Source organism: Anaerotruncus massiliensis (ex Togo et al. 2026), from assembly GCF_900199635.1.
GTDB classification, from domain to species: domain Bacteria; phylum Bacillota; class Clostridia; order Oscillospirales; family Ruminococcaceae; genus Anaerotruncus; species Anaerotruncus massiliensis.
In genome coordinates this window covers 879,395-896,506 of record NZ_LT962687.1, presented here as the reverse complement: position 1 = coordinate 896,506, position 17,112 = coordinate 879,395, and the positions used below count along the sequence as shown (strand labels likewise).

Sequence of the window (17,112 nt, the reverse complement as noted above, 5' to 3'; positions counted from 1 at the left end):
TTCCATGATCACCATCAGCCTGTGCATGATCGTTAAAGATGAGGAGGACGTCCTCGCCCGCTGCCTCGAAAGCGCGGCGGACGCGGCGGACGAGATCATCATTGTGGATACCGGCTCCGCCGACGCGACGAAGGAGATCGCGCGGCGGTATACCGACAAGGTCTATGACTTCGCGTGGACCGACGACTTTTCCGCCGCGCGGAATTTTTCCTTCTCCAAAGCGGAGATGGAATACTGCATGTGGCTCGACGCGGACGACATACTTTTGGAAGCCGACCGCGCCGCGCTGCTCGACCTCAAACGCACCCTCGATCCCGCCGCCGACGTCGTCATGCTCCGCTACCACGCGGCGTTCGACGCGGACGGCAAGCCCACCCTCTCCTACTACCGCGAACGGATCGTCCGCAACAGCCCTGAATTCCGCTGGGCGGGGGCGGTGCACGAGGCGATCACCCCCTCGGGCGTCGTCGTTTACGGAGACGCCGCCGTCTCCCACCGCAAACTGCGCCCCTCCGACCCTGCGCGCAATCTGCGCATCTATGAAAAACAGCTCGCCGAGCAGGGGGAGCTCGCGCCGCGCGACCAGTTCTACTACGCGCGCGAGCTCTACTACCACGAGCGTTACGCCGACGCCGTCCGCGTGTTTGAGGCGTTCTTGGACGGGGGACGCGGCTGGATCGAAAACAACATCGAAGCCTGCCGCCATCTCTCCTGGTGCCGCTACGCGATGAAGGAGCCGCGCGAGGGGCTTTCCGCGCTGCTGCGCACCCTTGAATACGACACGCCGCGCGCCGAGGTCTGCTGCGACGTCGGAAAGCATTTTCTCGACCGCGCGCGCTACCGGGAGGCGATCTTCTGGTATGAGCTCGCGCTCTCCCGCGAGCGCGACGACCGCTCGGGCGCTTTCGTCAGCCCCGACTGCTACGGCTACCTGCCCTGCATCCAGCTTTGCGTCTGCCACGACCGGCTGGGCGAGCGCGCCCGCGCCGCCGAATATAACGACCGCGCCGGGAAATATAAGCCCGACGACCCCTCCTACCTGCGCAACAAGCTCTATTTTGCCGCGCAGGGCTCCTGAAGGAAATCCATCCCCCGGCGCGCCCGCCGGGGGATGGATTTCTTTGGTTTGCATTTCTCCGGGAAACGCGGTAGAATAGCTACAGAAAATTCACCCGGCCAAGGAGGTTTTCATGCAAGGCGCAATCTTTGATATGGACGGTACCCTGCTCGACTCCATGCCCTTCTGGGGCGACTCCGCCGACCGCTTCCTCATGAAGCGGGGCGTCCGCCCGCCCCCGGGGCTTTACGAGGCCCTCAAGGACCTCAGCATGGTCCAGACCGCCGATTACCTGCGCGAACGGTTCGGCGTCACCGGGACCGTGCAGGATGTGATGGACGGCATCAACGAGGTCATGGAGGAGAGCTATTTCCACCAGATCCCGCCCAAGGCGGACATCCTCTCCTTCGTCGACCGCCTCGCCCGCGCCGGGGTGCGCATGTGCGTGGCCACCGCCACCGACCGCTATCTCGCGGAGGCGGCGCTCAAGCGGGTCGGCCTGCTCGGCCGGTTTGAGTTCCTGCTCACCTGTACCGAGGTGGGCGCGGGCAAGCATCTGCCCGTGATCTATGAGCGCGCCTGCGAACGGCTGGGGCTGCCCCGCGAGGAGGTCGTCGTCTTTGAGGACGCGCTCTACGCCGTGGAGACCGCCAAAGCCGCCGGCTTTCCCGTCGTCGCAATCGCCGACCGCTCCGCCGCCGGGGACGAGCCCCGCATCCGCGCCCTCGCCGACCGGTTCGTCAAACAGTATGCCGAACTGAATGAATGGGAATAAAGAGAAGCCGTCCGGAAGGGCGGCTTCTCTTTATTTGAGTTTTCCGCTCATTGAGCGGCGCAGTTTGTCGTTGGCCGGCCGACGGCCGTTTTAGGTATTCCGCCCCGGAGGCGGAGGGCCTGTCGGTGGCCGACCGACGGCGGGCTTGGATTTGCCGCTCGGCGAGCGGCGTAGTTTGCCGGGTCCCGCCCCGGCGGGCGGCCCAATTTCTTGGCCGCCCAAGAAATTGGGGAAAGAAACCGCAGGGGGCTGCGCCCCCTTGACCCCCACGCCGCCTCCGGTTGGCCTTCGGCCAAAGTCGGCGGCGCCCTGTCCACGGATCAGCGGACGAGCTTACAGCAACCCGCCCGCCGCCGCGCCGCGGGCGCAATGCCTCTGCCGCCCAGCCCCCGGAACCGTACCGGTAATGCGCCCGGGGAGGCACGGCTTTACAGTCATTCGCCGCTCTCTTCCGGCCGGCGCACCGGCCCCAAAAGGTCTTCATAACGGCACCCAAGCGCCCGGCAGATCATCGGGAGCTCATGGGCAAAGATGTTACGGCACCCGTTCTCGATCTTCGTCACGGTCGACCGTGTGATATCGAACTCCGCCACCTGCAATTTTGCGGCGAAAAGCTCCTGCGACCACCCCTTCTGATTCCGCAGTCGGGCGATATTCTTACCGATATAGCCGTCCAGCATTTTTTTACGCCCCATAGTACAATCGCTTGCTCCCATCTAATCACATTTTTCTTGATTATAGGGAGATTATTTGCTATAATTGTTCTTATATAAGAACACTAGGGAGCCTAACTAATGAAAGTATCTGTGAAACTACCGAAAAACAAAATCTGGGGAATCCGCCTGGAATGGCTGCTCCGCCGGAACCCGGAGAACGCACCTCCCCGGCGTAAGCGGGCGTGTGGAAGAGGAAAGAAAAGGGGCGGGACGCAATAGCGCCCCGCTCCTTTTCTTTCCGTTGTATGATATCGTTCCCTGCCGTGTGCCACCTTGGTGGGTGCTTCGGCAGTTGTCTTATTGTCGCGGGAGGCTGGGCGTGAGCGGTGGGGGGATTCTCAAGGGGGGCAAGCTTTGCGCCCCCATCTTCTTCAAGTGAGCCCCCCTTGAGCGCCCTTCTTCCGCCGACTTCTTGGGCGCGCAAGAAGTCGGCCCGCCCGCCGGGGCGGGTCCCGGCAATCTTTGCCGCCGAAGGCGGCTCATCTGAAGCGCCCCGGAGGGGTGCGAAAAAGCCTTCCGTCCCCTGGGCGGAAAATCTAAGAAGAAGCTCCGCCGGGCGGCCGTCGGCGGGACACGCCTCCGGTACTAGGCCTGCGGGCCGTCGCAGCGCGGCAGCCTCCGCCGCTCACCGAGCGGCAAATCTCCCAAAAATCCATTTAAAAAGCACCCTGACCTCATGGAAAGCGAGCGGCAGCAACGCGAGCAGCAGCAGGTCGACCCACTCGGTAAAGGAGAGCGCGACGGTGCCGAACGCGGCCGTCAGGAAGGGGACCTCGGTGACGGCGATCTGGAGGCCGACGCCGACGGCGAGGGAAAGGAGCATCGTCCGGTTTTCGAGGTGGTTCATGCGGAAGACGGAGCGGTCGACGTCGCGCATACCGACGGCGTGGAAAAGCTGGGAGGTGGCGAGCGTCACGAAGGCGTAGGTCTGCGCGTGGATGAGGACGCTGGGGTTTTCCAGCAGCGCGCGGATGCCGCCGAAGGAGATGGGCGCGTCCGCCAAAGTAAGCATCCGGATGGGCGAATAGAGGAAGGCGGCCAGCGTCATCCCGGCGATCACGACGCCGTAAAAGAGGGTGAGCGCGAACCCGCCGTGCGCGAAGAGGCTCTCCTGCGGGTCGCGGGGGCGCTGCTTCATAATGCCGGGGGCCTTGGTGTCCACGCCGAGCGCGAGTCCGGGCAGGCTGTCGGTAATGAGGTTGACCCAGAGGATGTGGATCGCGCGCAGCGGGGCGGCCAGTCCGGCGGCGATCGATACGAACATCGCGATCACCTCGCCGAAGTTGGAGGAGAGCAGGAAGAGCACCGACTTTTTGATGTTGGCGTAGATGCCGCGCCCCTCGCGCACCGCCTTTTCGATGGTGGCGAAGTTGTCGTCGGTGAGCACCATGTCCGCCGCGCCCTTGGCCACGTCGGTGCCGGTGATCCCCATCGCCACGCCGATGTCCGCGGCCTTGAGGGAGGGCGCGTCGTTGACCCCGTCGCCCGTCATCGAGACGATGTGGCCCCGGCTCTTGAGCGCCTTCACGATCATGACCTTATGCTCGGGGGAGACGCGTGCGAACACCCGCAGATCCTCCACCCGCGCGTCAAGCTGTTCCTGGGACATTTCCGCGAGCTCCGCGCCGGTCAGGCACTGCTCCTCCCGCTCGGCGATGCCCAGCTCCTTAGCGATCGCAAGCGCGGTGTCGCGGTGGTCGCCGGTAATCATGACGGTGCGGATGCCCGCGTTTTTGAATTCCCGCACGGCCGCCTTCGCCTCGGGGCGGGGCGGGTCGATCATGCCGGTGAGGCCGACGAAGCAGAGGTGCTCCTCCTCGGCGGCTTCGTTTCCCTCCCGTCGCGCGAGCGCCAGCACCCGCAGTGCGAGCTTTGCCATCTCGCCCGCCGCCGCGAGGATCTCCTCCCGGTCGGCGCCGGTCATCGGGCGTTCGGCGCCGTTTTCAAAGATGCGTTCGCACCGGGCGAGCAGGATGTCGGTCGCGCCCTTCGTATAGGAGACGGTTCCCGCGCCGGTTTTGTGCACGGTGGTCATCATCTTGCGGTCGGAGTCGAACGCCTGCTCGCCGACGCGCGGCATCCCGGCTTCAAGCCCTTCCCTGCTCACGCCGAGCGGCGCGCCCATATCGAGCAGCGCGAGCTCGGTGGGGTCGCCCACCCGCGCGCCGTCCGCGGTGGAGGCGTCGTTACAGAGCACAAAGCCGGTGACGAACTCCCGGTCACGGCCGTAGTCGAGCCCGCTTACGCCGCGCAGCACACCGTCCAGCCAGACCTTAGTGACGGTCATGCGGTTCTGGGTGAGGGTGCCCGTCTTGTCCGAGCAGACGACGCTGACCGCGCCGAGCGTCTCGACCGACGGCAGCCGCCGCACGATCGTGTTGACCTTGACCATCCGCTGGACGCCGAGCGCGAGCACGATGGTCACGACGGCGGGCAGGCCCTCGGGGATCGCCGCGACGGCCAGAGAGATCGCGGTCAGCAGCATTTCGGGGATGTCGCGGCGCTGGAGCACCGCGATGCCGAACATCGCCAGGCAGACGACGACCGCCACGACGCCCAGGATCTTGCCGAGGTCGGCCAGCCGCTTCTGGAGCGGGGTGAGCTCCTGCTTCTGTCCGGCGAGCATCGCCGCGATCCGCCCGATCTCGGTATCCATGCCGGTGGCGGTCACGACCCCCTCGCCCCGCCCATAGGCCACGCTCGTCGAGGAAAAGGCCATATTCACCCGGTCGCCGATGCCCGGCTCCCCCTCGGCCACGAACGCGGCGTCCTTTTCGGCGGGCACCGATTCCCCGGTGAGGGCGCTCTCCTCCACCTTGAGGTTGACCGACTGGAGAAGGCGCAGGTCGGCGGGGACCACCCGCCCGGCCTCGAGCAGCACGATGTCGCCCGGCACGAGGCCGGCGGCGGGCACCTCGGAGAGCCTGCCGTCCCGGCGCACGAGCGCGTTGGGGCTCGAGAGCTTTTTGAGCGCCTCGAGCGCCTGCTCCGCCTTGGCCTCCTGCGTCATGCCGATGACGGCGTTTAAGAGCACGACGAGCAGGATGATCACCGCGTCGGAGACTTCCCGCAGGAAGATGGAGATCGCCGCCGCGGCAAAGAGGATGTAGATCATCGGGTCGTTGAGCTGGGAAAGGAACATCGCGAGCTTCGATTTCCGCTTCTTTTCCGCAAGCTCGTTGGGCCCGTGCTTTTGGAGGCGCGCCGACGCCTCGGCCGCAGTCAGCCCCCTGGCGGGGTCCACGCCGAGCTCCCCGCAGGTCTGCCGGATATCCTTCTGAGTAAACAATTGCCACACTCCCTCAAACTGTTGTCAGAGCTATTGTTGTCCGCAGACGATAGAACTATCAAAAAATAGCCGTCCGAATATACGGCCATTTTTATTGCTTCACAATAAAAAAGACCTTCAACATGCCTGCGGCACGCTAAAAGTCTTGTTACCTCACACGGACCCCAGGCCAGGGCTTGCGCCCGCGGTGTTGACCTGGGATTTAAAACGACTCCCTTATTAGCTTATGTCCAGTTTACCGGGGAAATTTTGTTTAGATTGGGATTTTTTATGAAGAAAATGTGAATTCTGCGTCCCTTCCCATTGATGAAACCTTCCGCATTGGATATCCTAAAGGAAGAAACGCAAGGAGTGTGAACGCCATGGCAACCTTCCAGGAGCTCTACCAGACGCTGCTCGCCGCGCAGGCGCGCAGCAACCTGCCCGAAGCGATCAAATACATCCGCACCCAGCAGGACTTCGATCCCAAGCAGCTCGACTGCCTCTTGAATCCCCAAAAGCACCCGCTCGTCTGGCGGACGGGCGAATGCGGCTGCGCGCCCGGCGAGGGCGCGTGCGAACGCGCCTGCGCGTTCGACGCGATCCATTCCGCGCCCGAAGAGGGCGGGCGGGTCGCCATCGACGTGACCCGCTGCGTCGGCTGCTCCGCCTGCATCGACGCGTGCGCCGCCAAAAAGCTCGAGGCGAGCCGGGACGCCGTCGCCGCGATGGAGGCGGTGCGCCGTCACGAGGGCCCCGTCTACGCGCTCGTCGCGCCCGCCTTCATGGGCCAGTTCTCCGAGGCGGTCACGCCCGGCATGCTGCGCAGCGCCTTTTTGCGGCTCGGGTTCGACGGGATGATCGAGGTCGCGCTCTTCGCGGACATCCTCACCCTCAAGGAGGCGCTCGAGTTTGACAAGAACATCACCCGGGAGGGCGACTTCCAGCTCACGAGCTGCTGCTGCCCCCTGTGGATCGCGATGATCCGCAAGATCTACAGCGAGCTGCAGTCCCACCTGCCCGCGTCGGTCTCCCCGATGATCGCCTGCGGCCGTTCGGTCAAGGCGCTGCACCCCGACGCGCTGACCATCTTCGTCGGCCCCTGCATCGCCAAAAAGGCGGAGGCGCGCGAAAAGGACCTCGCGGGCGCGGTCGACTACGTGCTGACCTTCCAGGAGGTGCGGGACATCTTCGCGGCGGCGGGGATCGACCCGGCCAAGCTGGAGGACCGCGAGCGCGACCACTCCTCCCGCGCGGGGCGCATCTACGCGCGCACCGGCGGGGTGAGCGAGGCGGTCCGCTCGACCGTCGAGCGGCTCAACCCCCACCGCAAAATTTCGATGCGCACCCGGCAGGCGGACGGCGTGCCCGGTTGCCGCGCGCTCATTGACGACCTGCTCGCGGGGAAGATCGACGCGAACTTCTTCGAGGGGATGGGCTGCGTGGGCGGCTGTGTGGGCGGCCCCAAGCGGATCATCCCGCGCGAGGAGGGGGAGCGCAACGTGGACGCCTACGGCGGCGACGCGGCCAGCCCCACGCCGATCGACAACCCCTATGTGATCGAGCTGCTCGGCCGGCTGGGATATCCCACGGTGGAAAGCCTGCTCACCGAAAACGACATCTTCTCCCGCAAATTCTGAAAAACACCAGGCGAGGGCCGCGGCAGACGCCGCGGCCCTCGCCTTTTACTCGGTTTCCGCTCAGGTGAAGAGGCCCTTGAGCCAGCCGAAGAAGCCCTGCTTCTCCTCGACGGGGGCGGCCGTCTCCTCGGCGGGTTCGGGAATCTTGACCTCGTCGGTCTTCATGACGAACTTGACGTCGGTGTCGAGGCCCTCGGGCGCGGCGGTGAAGACGCCGTACTCCTTCGAGAGGTCGACGTAGCGGTCCTTGCGTTCGAGCAGCTCGTCGAGGTCGTCGAGCTTTTCGATCGCGCTGTCCGCGGCGCCCTTGTCCTTGAGGCGGTCGAGGGTGGCGATCATGCCGCGGGAGAGGGAAATCTTCTCATCCTGGAGCATGTTGCGCATCGTCTCGGTGATGTCGCGGTGCGCGTCGAGGTCGTCGCGCATCCGGAGCAGCGTGGTGATCGTCTCGGGCGACTCGTGCAGGCTCTTGTGGATGTCGGTGCGCTTCAAATCGCGGCGCAGCGCCTTGATGATCGGGCGGGCGTCGGTAAGGTCGTCGCGCAGGTCGTCGATGTTCTCCACCTCGTCGAGCAGGTTGGTCTCGTCGAGCTTTTTGAGCAGGAGCACGAGCGTCTCCATGTTGTCGGTGTTCTCCTTGAGGTGGCCGAGCATCCTGTCGAGGTACTTCTGCACCTCGGTGCCCTGGAGCTGGCCCGCCATCTGCTCGAGGCCGGGGCCGTACCGGTTCACGTCGTCAAGCAGCTTGAGCAGCTCGTCGGGGCCGATCGCCACGACCAGCTTTTCCATCTGCTCGACCATGCCCTTCATGGCCATCAGCTGCTGGTACTGCTCGGTGGGGACCGGGACCGTGCCGCCGCTGCGCGCGCTGCGGGCGCGCGGCGCGCTTTCGACGATCTCCTTCAGTTCATCGTCGCCCGCCTTGTTCAAATATTCGTCGATCGCGCCGGTCAGCACATAGTAGCCGGCCGTCGTCCCGGTGATCTCCGCATAGACATCCATGCGGTCCTCGTCCACCGGCTTCTTCACGGCGCCGTCCGCCTTGGAACCGTCGTCGGGCGCGGGAGCGGGGTCCGCGTCCCCGCCGCCTTCACCGCCCTCGCCGGAGCTGCCGTCCGCGTCGTCCCCGGAGGGGGCGTCCGTGCCGGCGGGCGGGTCCTTCTTTTCCTCCGCAGGAGGCTCCTCGCCCTTCCCGGCGGCTCCCGCGTCCTCCCCGCCGGACGATTCGATGTACTCGGCCAGCACCGCGGTCACGCCCTCCGGTTCGCTGACCACCGGCCCGCTCGCGGCGGGATCGCTTGCGGTCGGCTCGCTCGTCGTGGGCTCGCTTGTGGCGGGCTCGCTGGCCGTGGGCTCGCTGGCCGTGGGCTCGCTCGTCGTGGGCTCGCTCGTCGTGGGCTCGCTCGTCGTGGGCTCGCTCGTCGTGGGCTCGCTCGTCGTGGGCTCGCTCGTCGTGGGCTCGTCGGTCGCGGGCTCGCTCGTCGTGGGTTCGTCTGTGGCCGGCTCGTTTACAGTCGGCTCGCTCGTGACCGGTTCGGCCTTTTTGTCGCCCTCCCTGCGGATCGGGCGGATGTGTCCCGGATTGACGATGTCGCCGTTCGCGCTGGCGCGCACCAGCTCGTCGCGCAGGGTCGGATTCAGCTTGGAGCCGGAGAGGACGTCGTCGAGCTTCCCGGCGGCGTCGGGGTTATTGATGTAGCCCATGACGACCTGCCGCGCCTGCAGGCGGGTCTGCTGCGCCTCCAGCTGGGCCTTCATCTGCCGGCAGATCTCCAGGAACTGCTGGAGCGCCTGGAGGCCCTCCCGGTATCCCTCGGGGTCGGAGGCCTGCGCGGTTTTGACGCCCGCGTAGACCGTCTTGAGGTCGTCCAGCAGGGTCTGTAAGCCGCCCTGGTCCGCCTGCGCGATGATCTGGTCGAGCTGCGCCTTGAGCGCCTTGTTCTTTTGCAGCTCGTCGTAGTCGTCCACCAGCTCCTGCAAGCGGTTGGGGCTCAAATCGTCCACGAGGTCGAAGAGGTCGGCGAGATCGTCGTCGTCGAGCAGGGTGCCCATCGCCTTTTCGCTCAGGTCGTGGTCGATGCGGTCGTAGAGGCGGACGTTCTCGTCGGTGACGTATTTGGGCAGGATATCGAGGATATCCTTGTTGAGGTCGTAGAAATCGAAGACGTCGTCGATGATCAGCCTGGCCGCGTCGGTGCGTTCGGGGTCGGTGAGCAGCGAACGGATGTCGCGGTCGGGGTCGAGGGTCTCGAGGTCGTTTTGCATGTCGCGCAGGTCGTAGAGATCCTGCTCCATGTCGTCGAACTCGTCGCTCTTTTTGAGGTCGTCGAGGTCGGGCAGCTCGGGGGAGGCCGCGATCATGATCGGGCCCATCTCAAAGTCGACGACGTCGGCGGTGACGGTGAACTCCTCGGGGAAGTCGAGGTCGTTCAGCTCCTGGACGCTGTAGCTGTCGAGCGCGAGGCTGTCACCGAGCCCTGGCAGGCAGACCATCGCGACCACCTGGCTGCTGCCGTCGGTGACGACCGAGCCGTCGCTGACCTTGACGTTGCCGAAGGTGTCGTCCGGGAGGGCCATGCCCGCCGCCACCATGAGCGGCGTATACATGACGGTCTTTTCCCCGCCGATCTCCACCTCATGCTTCGAGGTGTTTTTGAAGGAGAGGCGGATCTCCAGCCTGCCGGACTTCCCCGCCAGCTCCTGCGGGTCGTACTCCTTCCCGTCGAGCCGGTAGGTGATCTTCACCTCGAGCGGCAGCTCCTTGCCGGTGCGTCCGGTGTAGTAGAGGTCGGTGCCGTCGAGCTGCCAGCTCAGGCGCTCCCCCTCCTGCCGGGGGCCCTGGTCCCCCTTGATGTTCTCGATGTCCTTGAGGTCGGAGACGTCCTCGAAGGTCACGCCGGGCGTGTCGCTGTGCAGCCAGTCGGTGACCACCGTGTCGTAGGGGCGGCCGGTCGGATCGAGATTGACGTAGACCGTCTCGCTCTTCTTGGTGCCGATGAGATTCTCCGGCTTCTCCTTTTCCGGTTCCGCCCGGACCTGCGCCGCGGCGGGCTGGGCGGGTTCCTCGGCGGACGCCGCCGCGCAGCCCGAAAGCAGCGTGGAGGCCGCCACCGAAAGGGCGAGCAGCACGCAGAGCGCGCGCAAGGAAAGGTGCTTTGGTTTCATATCGATTCCCCCTGTTTCGCATGGAGCTCTTTGAGCCGTTTTCCCAGCCGCTTTCTCGGCGGCGGGGTGATGTCGCTGCGCCAGTTGTGGGAGGTCTTCGCGATGAAGCCCTCGCAGGCGAGCAGCACCGACGGCAGGATGAAGATGCTGACCAGCGCGCTGATGACGGCGCCGCGCGCCAGCATCGAGCAGATGCTCTTGATGATCTCGATTTTCGAGATGAGCGAGACGCCGAAGGTCGCGCAGAAGAAGACCGAGGCGCTCGTGATGATCGATTTGTCCGACGCGCTCGAGGCGATCTTGATCGCCTCGACGCGCTCATGCCCATTTTGCAGCTCCTCGCGGAAGCGGGTGGTCATCAGGATGGCGTAGTCGACCGTCGCGCCCAGCTGGATGCAGCCGATGACGATGGGCGACACAAAGGGGATGACCGTCCCGGTCAGGGCCGGGATGCCCTGGTTGATGAAGATCGACAGCTCGATGGCCGCCACGAGGATGACCGGTACGGTGAACGACTTGAAGGTCAGCCCCACGATCACCAGGATCGCCAGCACCGAAAGCACGTTGGTCACCTGGATGTCGACCGTTGTGATGTCCATCAGGTCCTTGGTCATCGCGCCCTCGCCGGTGATCAGCGCGCCGGGGTCGTACCGCTTGGCGATTTCATTCAGCGCCTCGATCTGGGCGTTTTCCTCCTCGCGCGCCGCCTTGTAGCGGGAGTTGATCATGAGCATCTGCTTGCCGTCCTTCTTGCAGATGTCCTTGAGCTCCTGCGGGATGAAATTGTCCGGGATGCCCGGGCCGACGAATTTATTGTAGGCGAGCAGCGCCTCCACCCCGTCGACCTTCTCCATCTCCTTTTCCATCGCGTTCAGCCGGTAGGCGGGGAGGCTGTCGTCGACGATCACGAAGTGTGTGGTCGCCATGTCGAACTCGTCCTTGAGCTTGTTGGTCGCCACGGTCGACGGCAGGTCCTCCGGAAGCGACTGGTCGATGTTGTAGTAGATCTGCGTCCTGCTCTGCATGATGAGCGCCGGCACGAAGAGCACGAGGAAAATCGCGACGAAAGTCTTTTTGTGGTCGATGATCCAGTCGTTGAGCCTTGTCAGGTCGGGGATGAGCGACCGGTGGCTCCAGCGGTGAATCGGCTTATCGAAGACGAGGATGAGCGAGGGCAGCACGACGAGCACCACGAGGATGCCGATGACGATGCCCTTGGCCATCACGAGCCCGAGGTCGGGCCCGAGCCCGAGGCGCATGGCGCAGAGCGCCAAAAAGCCCGCCACGGTGGTCGTCGACGACCCGGACAGGGAGACGAACGCACCCTGGATGGCGCTCGCCATCGCGTCCCGCCGGTCCTCGAACCGCTCCTTCTCCTCGTCGTACCGGTCAAAGAGGAAGATCGAGTAGTCCATCGAGACGCCCAGCTGTAAGATCGCGGCGATCGCTTTGGTGATGTAGGAGACCTGCCCCAGAAAGATGTTGGTGCCGAAGTTGTAGGCCACCGCGAAGCCGATGCCCATCAAAAAGACGAAGGGCAAAACAACCGATTCCATCGTGAGCGACATGGCGACGATCGAGAAAACGACCGCCAGCAGCGTGTAGAAGGGCATCTCCTGTTCAACGAGGTCCTTGGTGTCCTTGAGGAAGATCGACACGCCCGCCAAAAAGCACCGCTCGTCGCAGAGGGCGCGCACCTCGTCGATCGCCCGCAGCGTCTCGTTGGAGGCGCCGGGGTGCTCGAACTGGACGATGATCATCGTTGAATCCTTCGCCTTTTCGCTGTAGAAGATATCCTTGATCTCGTCCGGAAGGATCTCCTTGGGGACGCTGATGTCGAGCATGCTGGAGATCCACATCGCGTCGCTCACGCCGGGGACCTCCTCGATCGCGTCCCGCAGCTTTTCCACGTCGCGCGCGGGCATTCCCTCGACGACCAGCATCGCGGTCGCCGCGCTGTGGAAGGTGTCCTCGAGAACCGCCTGCCCCTGCGAGGAATCGAGCTCTTCGGGCAGGTAGGAGAGGATATCGTAGTTGACGCGGGTGTTGATCGCGCCGTACAGGCTGGGCAGGAGCAGCAGCAGCGCGAGAAGGATGATCGTCTTTGGCGAGCGCGTGAGCGCCCGCGCAAATTTCTTGAGCAAGCCAAAACCCCCTCATTCCATGCGGGAAGCGCCAAGCCGCGCCTCCCCTTCTTAAACCATACCCAATATATCACCCGGCCGGCGCGATGTAATTAGACAGATTTTTCATCTGTCTAAAAATACGACACCTCCCCAGAACTGTCGTTTTTTTTGACAAATCCGCTTTTTGTCTATACCGCGGCCGGCATCGGGCGGATATAATAAGGTCGGAAAACACTCTTGAGGAGGGCGCGGACATGGAATTTCAGCACCGGATGCTGCGCGCGGTGGTGGCCGGGATCGTCGACAAGGCGCTGCGCGACCTTCCGCGCGACCCAAAGCGCAGCCTGCGCAACCTCGTGGACCTCGGGGACAGCTGCGCGAAGGGCCCGCAGCAGAAGCTCTTCTTCGCGCGGGCGCACGCCGCGCTGCAAAGTCCCGCCTCCCCCTATTACCAGCTCGCCGCGGACGCCGTCAGCTGGGTGGACCCGCGCGCCCTGCGCGCGATGGGGGTCAACCTCGGCGCGTCGGGGCTCACCTGGGGGGTCGGGCGGCTCCGCCAGGAGGAGGCCGCGCGGGGCGGGCACCTGCCCTGGATGCTCCTGCTCGACGGGCCCGCCCGGGCGGATTCCCCCGTTCCGCGCGAGGCGAACGCCCTCGGCTGCTATACCTTCGTGCTGCGCGGCGCCGACGCGCGGGAGGCCTGCGCGCTCGCCGCGCACTGGCCCGAGAGCGCCTTCTTCGCCGAGCTGCCCGCCGCGCAGATCACCCCCGAGACCGCCGCCCTGCTTGAAAAGGCCCCCAACCTCGCCGTCTCGGTCGACGTCACGCCCGAAACGGACGCCTCCGAGGCCTTCGGGCTCCTGCACGCGGCCCGCAGGTTCTACGGCTTCGCGGCCGCCTGCACCTCCCGGACCGCCGACACCCTGCTGGACGGGGCGTTCCTCGACCGGATGCGCGCCGGGCACTGCCTCTACGGCTGCTTTCGCTGCCCCGCCGGAGAGCCCGCCCTCGAGGACAGGCTCTTCCGGACGGTGAACGGCGACCGCGGCCGCCGCAAGGGGCGTCCGCTGCTGCTCATCGACTTCCGCCGCGACGTGCAGTCCGTCGCCGAGGCGGTCTCCCCGGGAAGCCGCGCGCTGCGCGTCAACCCCGCGCTGCCGCTCGGCCCGCAGCTCTCCCCGCGATCGGAAAACGTGATCTGAACGGCAAAACGCCCGGCATCCTTTCGGATGACGGGCGTTTCCGGTTCGCGTCCGCCGGTCTGCCGGCGGACGCTCATTCCTTCTTATATTTTTCCAGCGCGTAATGGATGCTCGCGTCGGTCATCTCCTTGACCCGCAGGATGTAGCCGTCCGGCTCCTCCTTCATGCCGTGCCGGGCCCATTTCATGATGAGCCCCACGAACGCGAACGCGTAGAAATCGGCGATGAATTCGAGGTCCTCCTCGCCGATCGGGCTTTCTCCGAGCAGCTCCTCCGCGAGCGACCGGACCAGCCCCCGGGCAAATTCCAGCAGGTACTCCTGGAAGGAGTTCTGCCCCGGCGTGCTCAGAGCGTTGATGTAAAAGCGCTTGTTGTCCCGCATGTAGCGGCAGAGCGCGCCCAGGCCGTCGGTCCAGTGGGCGCGGTCGGAAAAGCTGCTCATGAGCTTGACCGTCTCGGTATAGTAAATCCAGTTGACAAGCTCGTATTTGTCCTTGAAGTGGTAGTAGAAGGTCTGGCGGTTTACCCCGCAGTTGGAGGTGATGTCCCCCACCGAGATCTTTGAAAGCGGCTCCCGCTCCATCAGCTCCTTGATGGACGCGGCCAGCGCCTGCTTGGTGATCATTGAATCCGCCATGCCATCCCCCCTTTGCCGCCTTTCGGGACGCCTCTATTCTAATACAAATCCTTCCGGTTTGCAACCGTGGGCGGGAAGCTTCCGCGTCCCTTGCACCGCGCGGTGAAATGTGCTAAACTGGGGAAAACCCGGCGCCCGGGCGGGCGGAAGGAGGCGGACGGATGAGTTTGAGCAGCGAGCCGGTCCGGCGGGAGGACGACCTCCTGCGGATGATCGACGAGGGCATCGCCGCGCTTGAGACGGACGAGGAGTTCTCCAAAACGGTGCAGGCGATCGGCGAATTTTGCAGCCGGAATGAAAAACCGGACCCGGAGGAGCCCTGAACGGGCCGCTCCGGGAAAAGAGGCGGACGCTCCAAACGGAGCGCCCGCCTCTTTTTCATTTCTTCAGGCGCGCGGCTCAGATGAACGCCTGCTCGACGCGGATGACCGCGAAGTATTTTGAATCGATCGCCTGCACCCCCTCGCGCACCCGCTGGGCGACCTGCGCGTCGCTCAGGCGGAAGCGGTGGGGCACCGTCACGTCGAAGATCAGGTTGGTGTGGGTGACGCCGTTCACCATGCGGAAGTCGTGGATCGAGATCGACGGGTCGATCCCGCGCACCATCTCCTCCACCCGCTCCCGCAGCGCGCCGATCTCGCCGTGGTCGACGGCGACGGGGTCCATGTGGATGGTCACGTCGCAGCCGAACTTGTGCCGCAGCTCCAGCTCGATGACGTCCACCGCGTCGTGCATGGTCAAAATGTCCGCGTTGCAGGGCATCTCGGCGTGCAGCGAGATGATCCGCCGGCCCGGCCCGTAATCGTGCACGATGAGGTCGTGCACCCCCGACACCTCGTCATGGGCGAGCACCGTCTCCTCGATCTGCCGGACGAACGCGGCGTCCGGGGCCTGTCCGAGCAGAGGGGAGAGGCTGTCGCGCGCGGTGGTCCAGCCGGTATAGAGGATGAAGAGCGCCACGAGCATGCCGATCCAGCCGTCGATGTTAAGCTTGGCAAAGTAGCTGACGGCGATCCCGAGTACGACCGCGGAGGTCGCGACCGCGTCGGTGAGGCTGTCCATGGCGGTCGCTTTCATCGCGGTGGAGCCGAGCCGGCTGCCGAGCGAGCGGTTGAACCAGCACATCCACAGCTTGACGGCGATCGAGAGGAGCAGGATGACCACCGACACGGCGCTGAACGACACCGCCTCGGGGCGCAGGATCTTCGCGATCGAACCGCGCGCCAGTTCGACCCCGACGAGCAGGATGGCCATCGACACGGCCAGCCCCGAGACGTACTCGATCCGCCCGTGCCCGAAGGGGTGCTCGCTGTCCGAGGGGGCGCAGGCCATCTTGAAGCCGACGAGGGTCACGACCGACGAGCCCGCGTCGGAGAGGTTGTTGAAGGCGTCCGCCACGATCGCGATCGACGAGGTGAGCCACCCGGCGGCCGCCTTGGCCGCGAAGAGGCAGAGGTTGAGGACGATCCCCACCACGCCCGAAAAAACGCCGTACCGTCCGCGCACCTCCGGGTCCTCCACCCGGTCGCTGTCCCGCACGAAGCGGCGCAGCAAAAAGTTGATCATATCCCATTCATCCAATCCGTGCAAATTGCGGGCCCGCCGGGGCCCGCGGCTGAAAAGGGGCGGGCCGCGACCCGCGCGTCCCGCCCCGACATAACCGGTTTATTTTTCCCAGAGGGCCTCCATCTTTTCGCGGATGCGGGCGCGCCGCGCGGCGGTCGCCTCCGCGTCGACCTTGAATTCGCCGATCTCATGGACGACGATGTCGCCCTCCCCCGCCTCGCGGGGCAGGCGCGCGCGCTCGACGCCGATCGTCTCGCCGTTTTCCGCCTCCAGGATGGCAAAATTCCCCTCGAACCGGTCGATGCTGTACCGCATGGGTATTTCGTTCACTTCCTCATGGCCGCAAAGCTTTTGATCAGCTCCACCGCGTCCCCGGTGGACAACAGGCTGCTGTCGAACGAGAGGTGGTAGCTGCCGATCTCCCCCCACTTTTTGTCCGAGTAGGAGTTATAATACGCGGCGCGTTTTTTATCGATTTTGGAGATCATGTCCTTGGCCTCGCCGCCGCTCATCTCATAGAGCCGCTTGACCCGCTCGACGCGGTACTGGAGCGGCGCGTGGATGAACACGTTGAGGCAGTCCGGCTCGTCGCGCAGCGCGTAATCGGCGCAGCGCCCGACGATGACGCAGTCGCGCTCCCGGACGATCTTGCGGATCGCGTCGAACTGCGCCAGAAACAGCTTCTGGTTGATCGGGACATGGTCCACGCCCATCAGATTCCCCATGGAATACGGATTGACCGACATGGAATAGAGCAGGCTGCTGACCGGTTTTTCATCGTTGCTTTCAAACAGGTCCCTGCTGATGCCGCTTTCCTTCGCCGCAACCTCGAGCAGCTCCTTGTCGTAGAACTCCACGCCGAGGGAATCCGCCAGCGCCTTCCCGATCTCCCGGCCGCCGCTGCCAAACTCTCTCCCGATGGTCACGATCACCCGTTTCGCCATGACAACCGCTCCTTTC

Annotated in this window: 13 protein-coding genes; 5 read left to right on the top strand and 8 right to left on the bottom strand. The window is 64.9% G+C overall.

Annotation, left to right across the window (positions count from 1 at the left end; translation table 11 throughout):
* Positions 1–4: 4 nt before the first annotated feature.
* Positions 5–1,078, top strand: coding sequence for a glycosyltransferase family 2 protein (locus C1A13_RS04830; RefSeq protein ID WP_101549628.1), 1,074 nt, complete (start codon positions 5–7; stop codon positions 1,076–1,078).
* Between the two features lie 112 nt (positions 1,079–1,190).
* On the top strand, positions 1,191–1,832 hold the full coding sequence (locus tag C1A13_RS04825) for an HAD family hydrolase (RefSeq protein WP_101549626.1): 642 nt from the start codon (positions 1,191–1,193) through the stop codon (positions 1,830–1,832).
* A gap of 434 nt (positions 1,833–2,266) precedes the next feature.
* Here the strand turns inward: C1A13_RS04825 and C1A13_RS04820 are convergent, their stop codons facing one another.
* Positions 2,267–2,512: a helix-turn-helix domain-containing protein gene (locus C1A13_RS04820; protein WP_101553181.1), complete on the bottom strand. Its 246-nt coding sequence runs from the start codon at positions 2,510–2,512 to the stop codon at positions 2,267–2,269.
* Between the two features lie 661 nt (positions 2,513–3,173).
* The gene (locus tag C1A13_RS04815; RefSeq protein ID WP_101549624.1) at positions 3,174–5,837 is read right to left on the bottom strand and encodes a cation-translocating P-type ATPase; all 2,664 of its coding nucleotides are present in this window, start codon (positions 5,835–5,837) and stop codon (positions 3,174–3,176) included.
* 362 nt (positions 5,838–6,199) lie between these two features.
* Between C1A13_RS04815 and C1A13_RS04810 the strand changes: the two genes are divergently transcribed.
* Complete coding sequence (locus tag C1A13_RS04810; protein ID WP_101549622.1) at positions 6,200–7,456, top strand: [Fe-Fe] hydrogenase large subunit C-terminal domain-containing protein; 1,257 nt, start codon at positions 6,200–6,202, stop codon at positions 7,454–7,456.
* A gap of 60 nt (positions 7,457–7,516) precedes the next feature.
* Here the strand turns inward: C1A13_RS04810 and C1A13_RS04805 are convergent, their stop codons facing one another.
* Both C1A13_RS04805 and C1A13_RS04800 read right to left on the bottom strand, forming a co-directional pair.
* A complete protein-coding gene (locus C1A13_RS04805; protein WP_101549620.1) occupies positions 7,517–10,621 on the bottom strand; it encodes a hypothetical protein in 3,105 nt (1,034 codons plus the stop codon).
* The gene (locus C1A13_RS04800; RefSeq protein ID WP_101549618.1) at positions 10,618–12,765 is read right to left on the bottom strand and encodes an efflux RND transporter permease subunit; all 2,148 of its coding nucleotides are present in this window, start codon (positions 12,763–12,765) and stop codon (positions 10,618–10,620) included. Before C1A13_RS04800 ends, C1A13_RS04805 begins: the two co-directional genes overlap by 4 nt.
* 236 nt (positions 12,766–13,001) lie before the next feature.
* Here C1A13_RS04800 and C1A13_RS04795 point away from each other — a divergent pair, with 236 nt between their 5' ends.
* Complete coding sequence (locus C1A13_RS04795) at positions 13,002–13,949, top strand: hypothetical protein (RefSeq protein ID WP_101549616.1); 948 nt, start codon at positions 13,002–13,004, stop codon at positions 13,947–13,949.
* A 73-nt stretch (positions 13,950–14,022) separates the two neighbouring features.
* Here C1A13_RS04795 and dhaS read toward each other — a convergent pair whose 3' ends face one another.
* Entirely contained in the window at positions 14,023–14,586 is a 564-nt protein-coding gene (gene dhaS, locus C1A13_RS04790; RefSeq protein ID WP_101549614.1) for a dihydroxyacetone kinase transcriptional activator DhaS, read from the bottom strand.
* Between the two features lie 161 nt (positions 14,587–14,747).
* On the opposite strand from dhaS, the gene C1A13_RS14855 reads away from it, so the two are divergent.
* On the top strand, positions 14,748–14,909 hold the full coding sequence (locus C1A13_RS14855; RefSeq protein WP_172439169.1) for a hypothetical protein: 162 nt from the start codon (positions 14,748–14,750) through the stop codon (positions 14,907–14,909).
* A gap of 76 nt (positions 14,910–14,985) precedes the next feature.
* Here the strand turns inward: C1A13_RS14855 and C1A13_RS04785 are convergent, their stop codons facing one another.
* The 3 genes from C1A13_RS04785 to C1A13_RS04775 all read right to left on the bottom strand — a co-directional run bounded on the left by C1A13_RS04785 (position 14,986) and on the right by C1A13_RS04775 (position 17,096).
* Positions 14,986–16,152: a cation diffusion facilitator family transporter gene (locus tag C1A13_RS04785; RefSeq protein WP_101549612.1), complete on the bottom strand. Its 1,167-nt coding sequence runs from the start codon at positions 16,150–16,152 to the stop codon at positions 14,986–14,988.
* 99 nt (positions 16,153–16,251) lie between these two features.
* The gene (locus C1A13_RS04780) at positions 16,252–16,467 is read right to left on the bottom strand and encodes a DUF3006 domain-containing protein (protein WP_101549610.1); all 216 of its coding nucleotides are present in this window, start codon (positions 16,465–16,467) and stop codon (positions 16,252–16,254) included.
* 11 nt (positions 16,468–16,478) lie between these two features.
* Positions 16,479–17,096 carry an AAA family ATPase gene (locus C1A13_RS04775; protein ID WP_101549608.1) on the bottom strand — a complete coding sequence of 206 codons (618 nt, stop codon included), beginning with the start codon at positions 17,094–17,096 and terminating at the stop codon, positions 16,479–16,481.
* Between the last annotated feature and the right edge of the window lie 16 nt (positions 17,097–17,112).

Excerpts from the sequence above, each read along its gene's own strand:
- C1A13_RS04820 (WP_101553181.1), bottom strand. The coding sequence starts at position 2,512 with ATGCTGGACGGCTATATCGGTAAGAATATCGCCCGACTGCGGAATCAG.
- C1A13_RS04775 (WP_101549608.1), bottom strand. The coding sequence starts at position 17,096 with ATGGCGAAACGGGTGATCGTGACCATCGGGAGAGAGTTTGGCAGCGGC.
- C1A13_RS04810 (WP_101549622.1), top strand. The coding sequence starts at position 6,200 with ATGGCAACCTTCCAGGAGCTCTACCAGACGCTGCTCGCCGCGCAGGCG.
- C1A13_RS04795 (WP_101549616.1), top strand. The coding sequence starts at position 13,002 with ATGGAATTTCAGCACCGGATGCTGCGCGCGGTGGTGGCCGGGATCGTC.
- C1A13_RS04825 (WP_101549626.1), top strand. The coding sequence starts at position 1,191 with ATGCAAGGCGCAATCTTTGATATGGACGGTACCCTGCTCGACTCCATG.
- dhaS (WP_101549614.1), bottom strand. The coding sequence starts at position 14,586 with ATGGCGGATTCAATGATCACCAAGCAGGCGCTGGCCGCGTCCATCAAG.
- C1A13_RS14855 (WP_172439169.1), top strand. The coding sequence starts at position 14,748 with ATGAGTTTGAGCAGCGAGCCGGTCCGGCGGGAGGACGACCTCCTGCGG.
- C1A13_RS04785 (WP_101549612.1), bottom strand. The coding sequence starts at position 16,152 with ATGATCAACTTTTTGCTGCGCCGCTTCGTGCGGGACAGCGACCGGGTG.
- C1A13_RS04830 (WP_101549628.1), top strand. The coding sequence starts at position 5 with ATGATCACCATCAGCCTGTGCATGATCGTTAAAGATGAGGAGGACGTC.
- C1A13_RS04805 (WP_101549620.1), bottom strand. The coding sequence starts at position 10,621 with ATGAAACCAAAGCACCTTTCCTTGCGCGCGCTCTGCGTGCTGCTCGCC.
- C1A13_RS04780 (WP_101549610.1), bottom strand. The coding sequence starts at position 16,467 with ATGCGGTACAGCATCGACCGGTTCGAGGGGAATTTTGCCATCCTGGAG.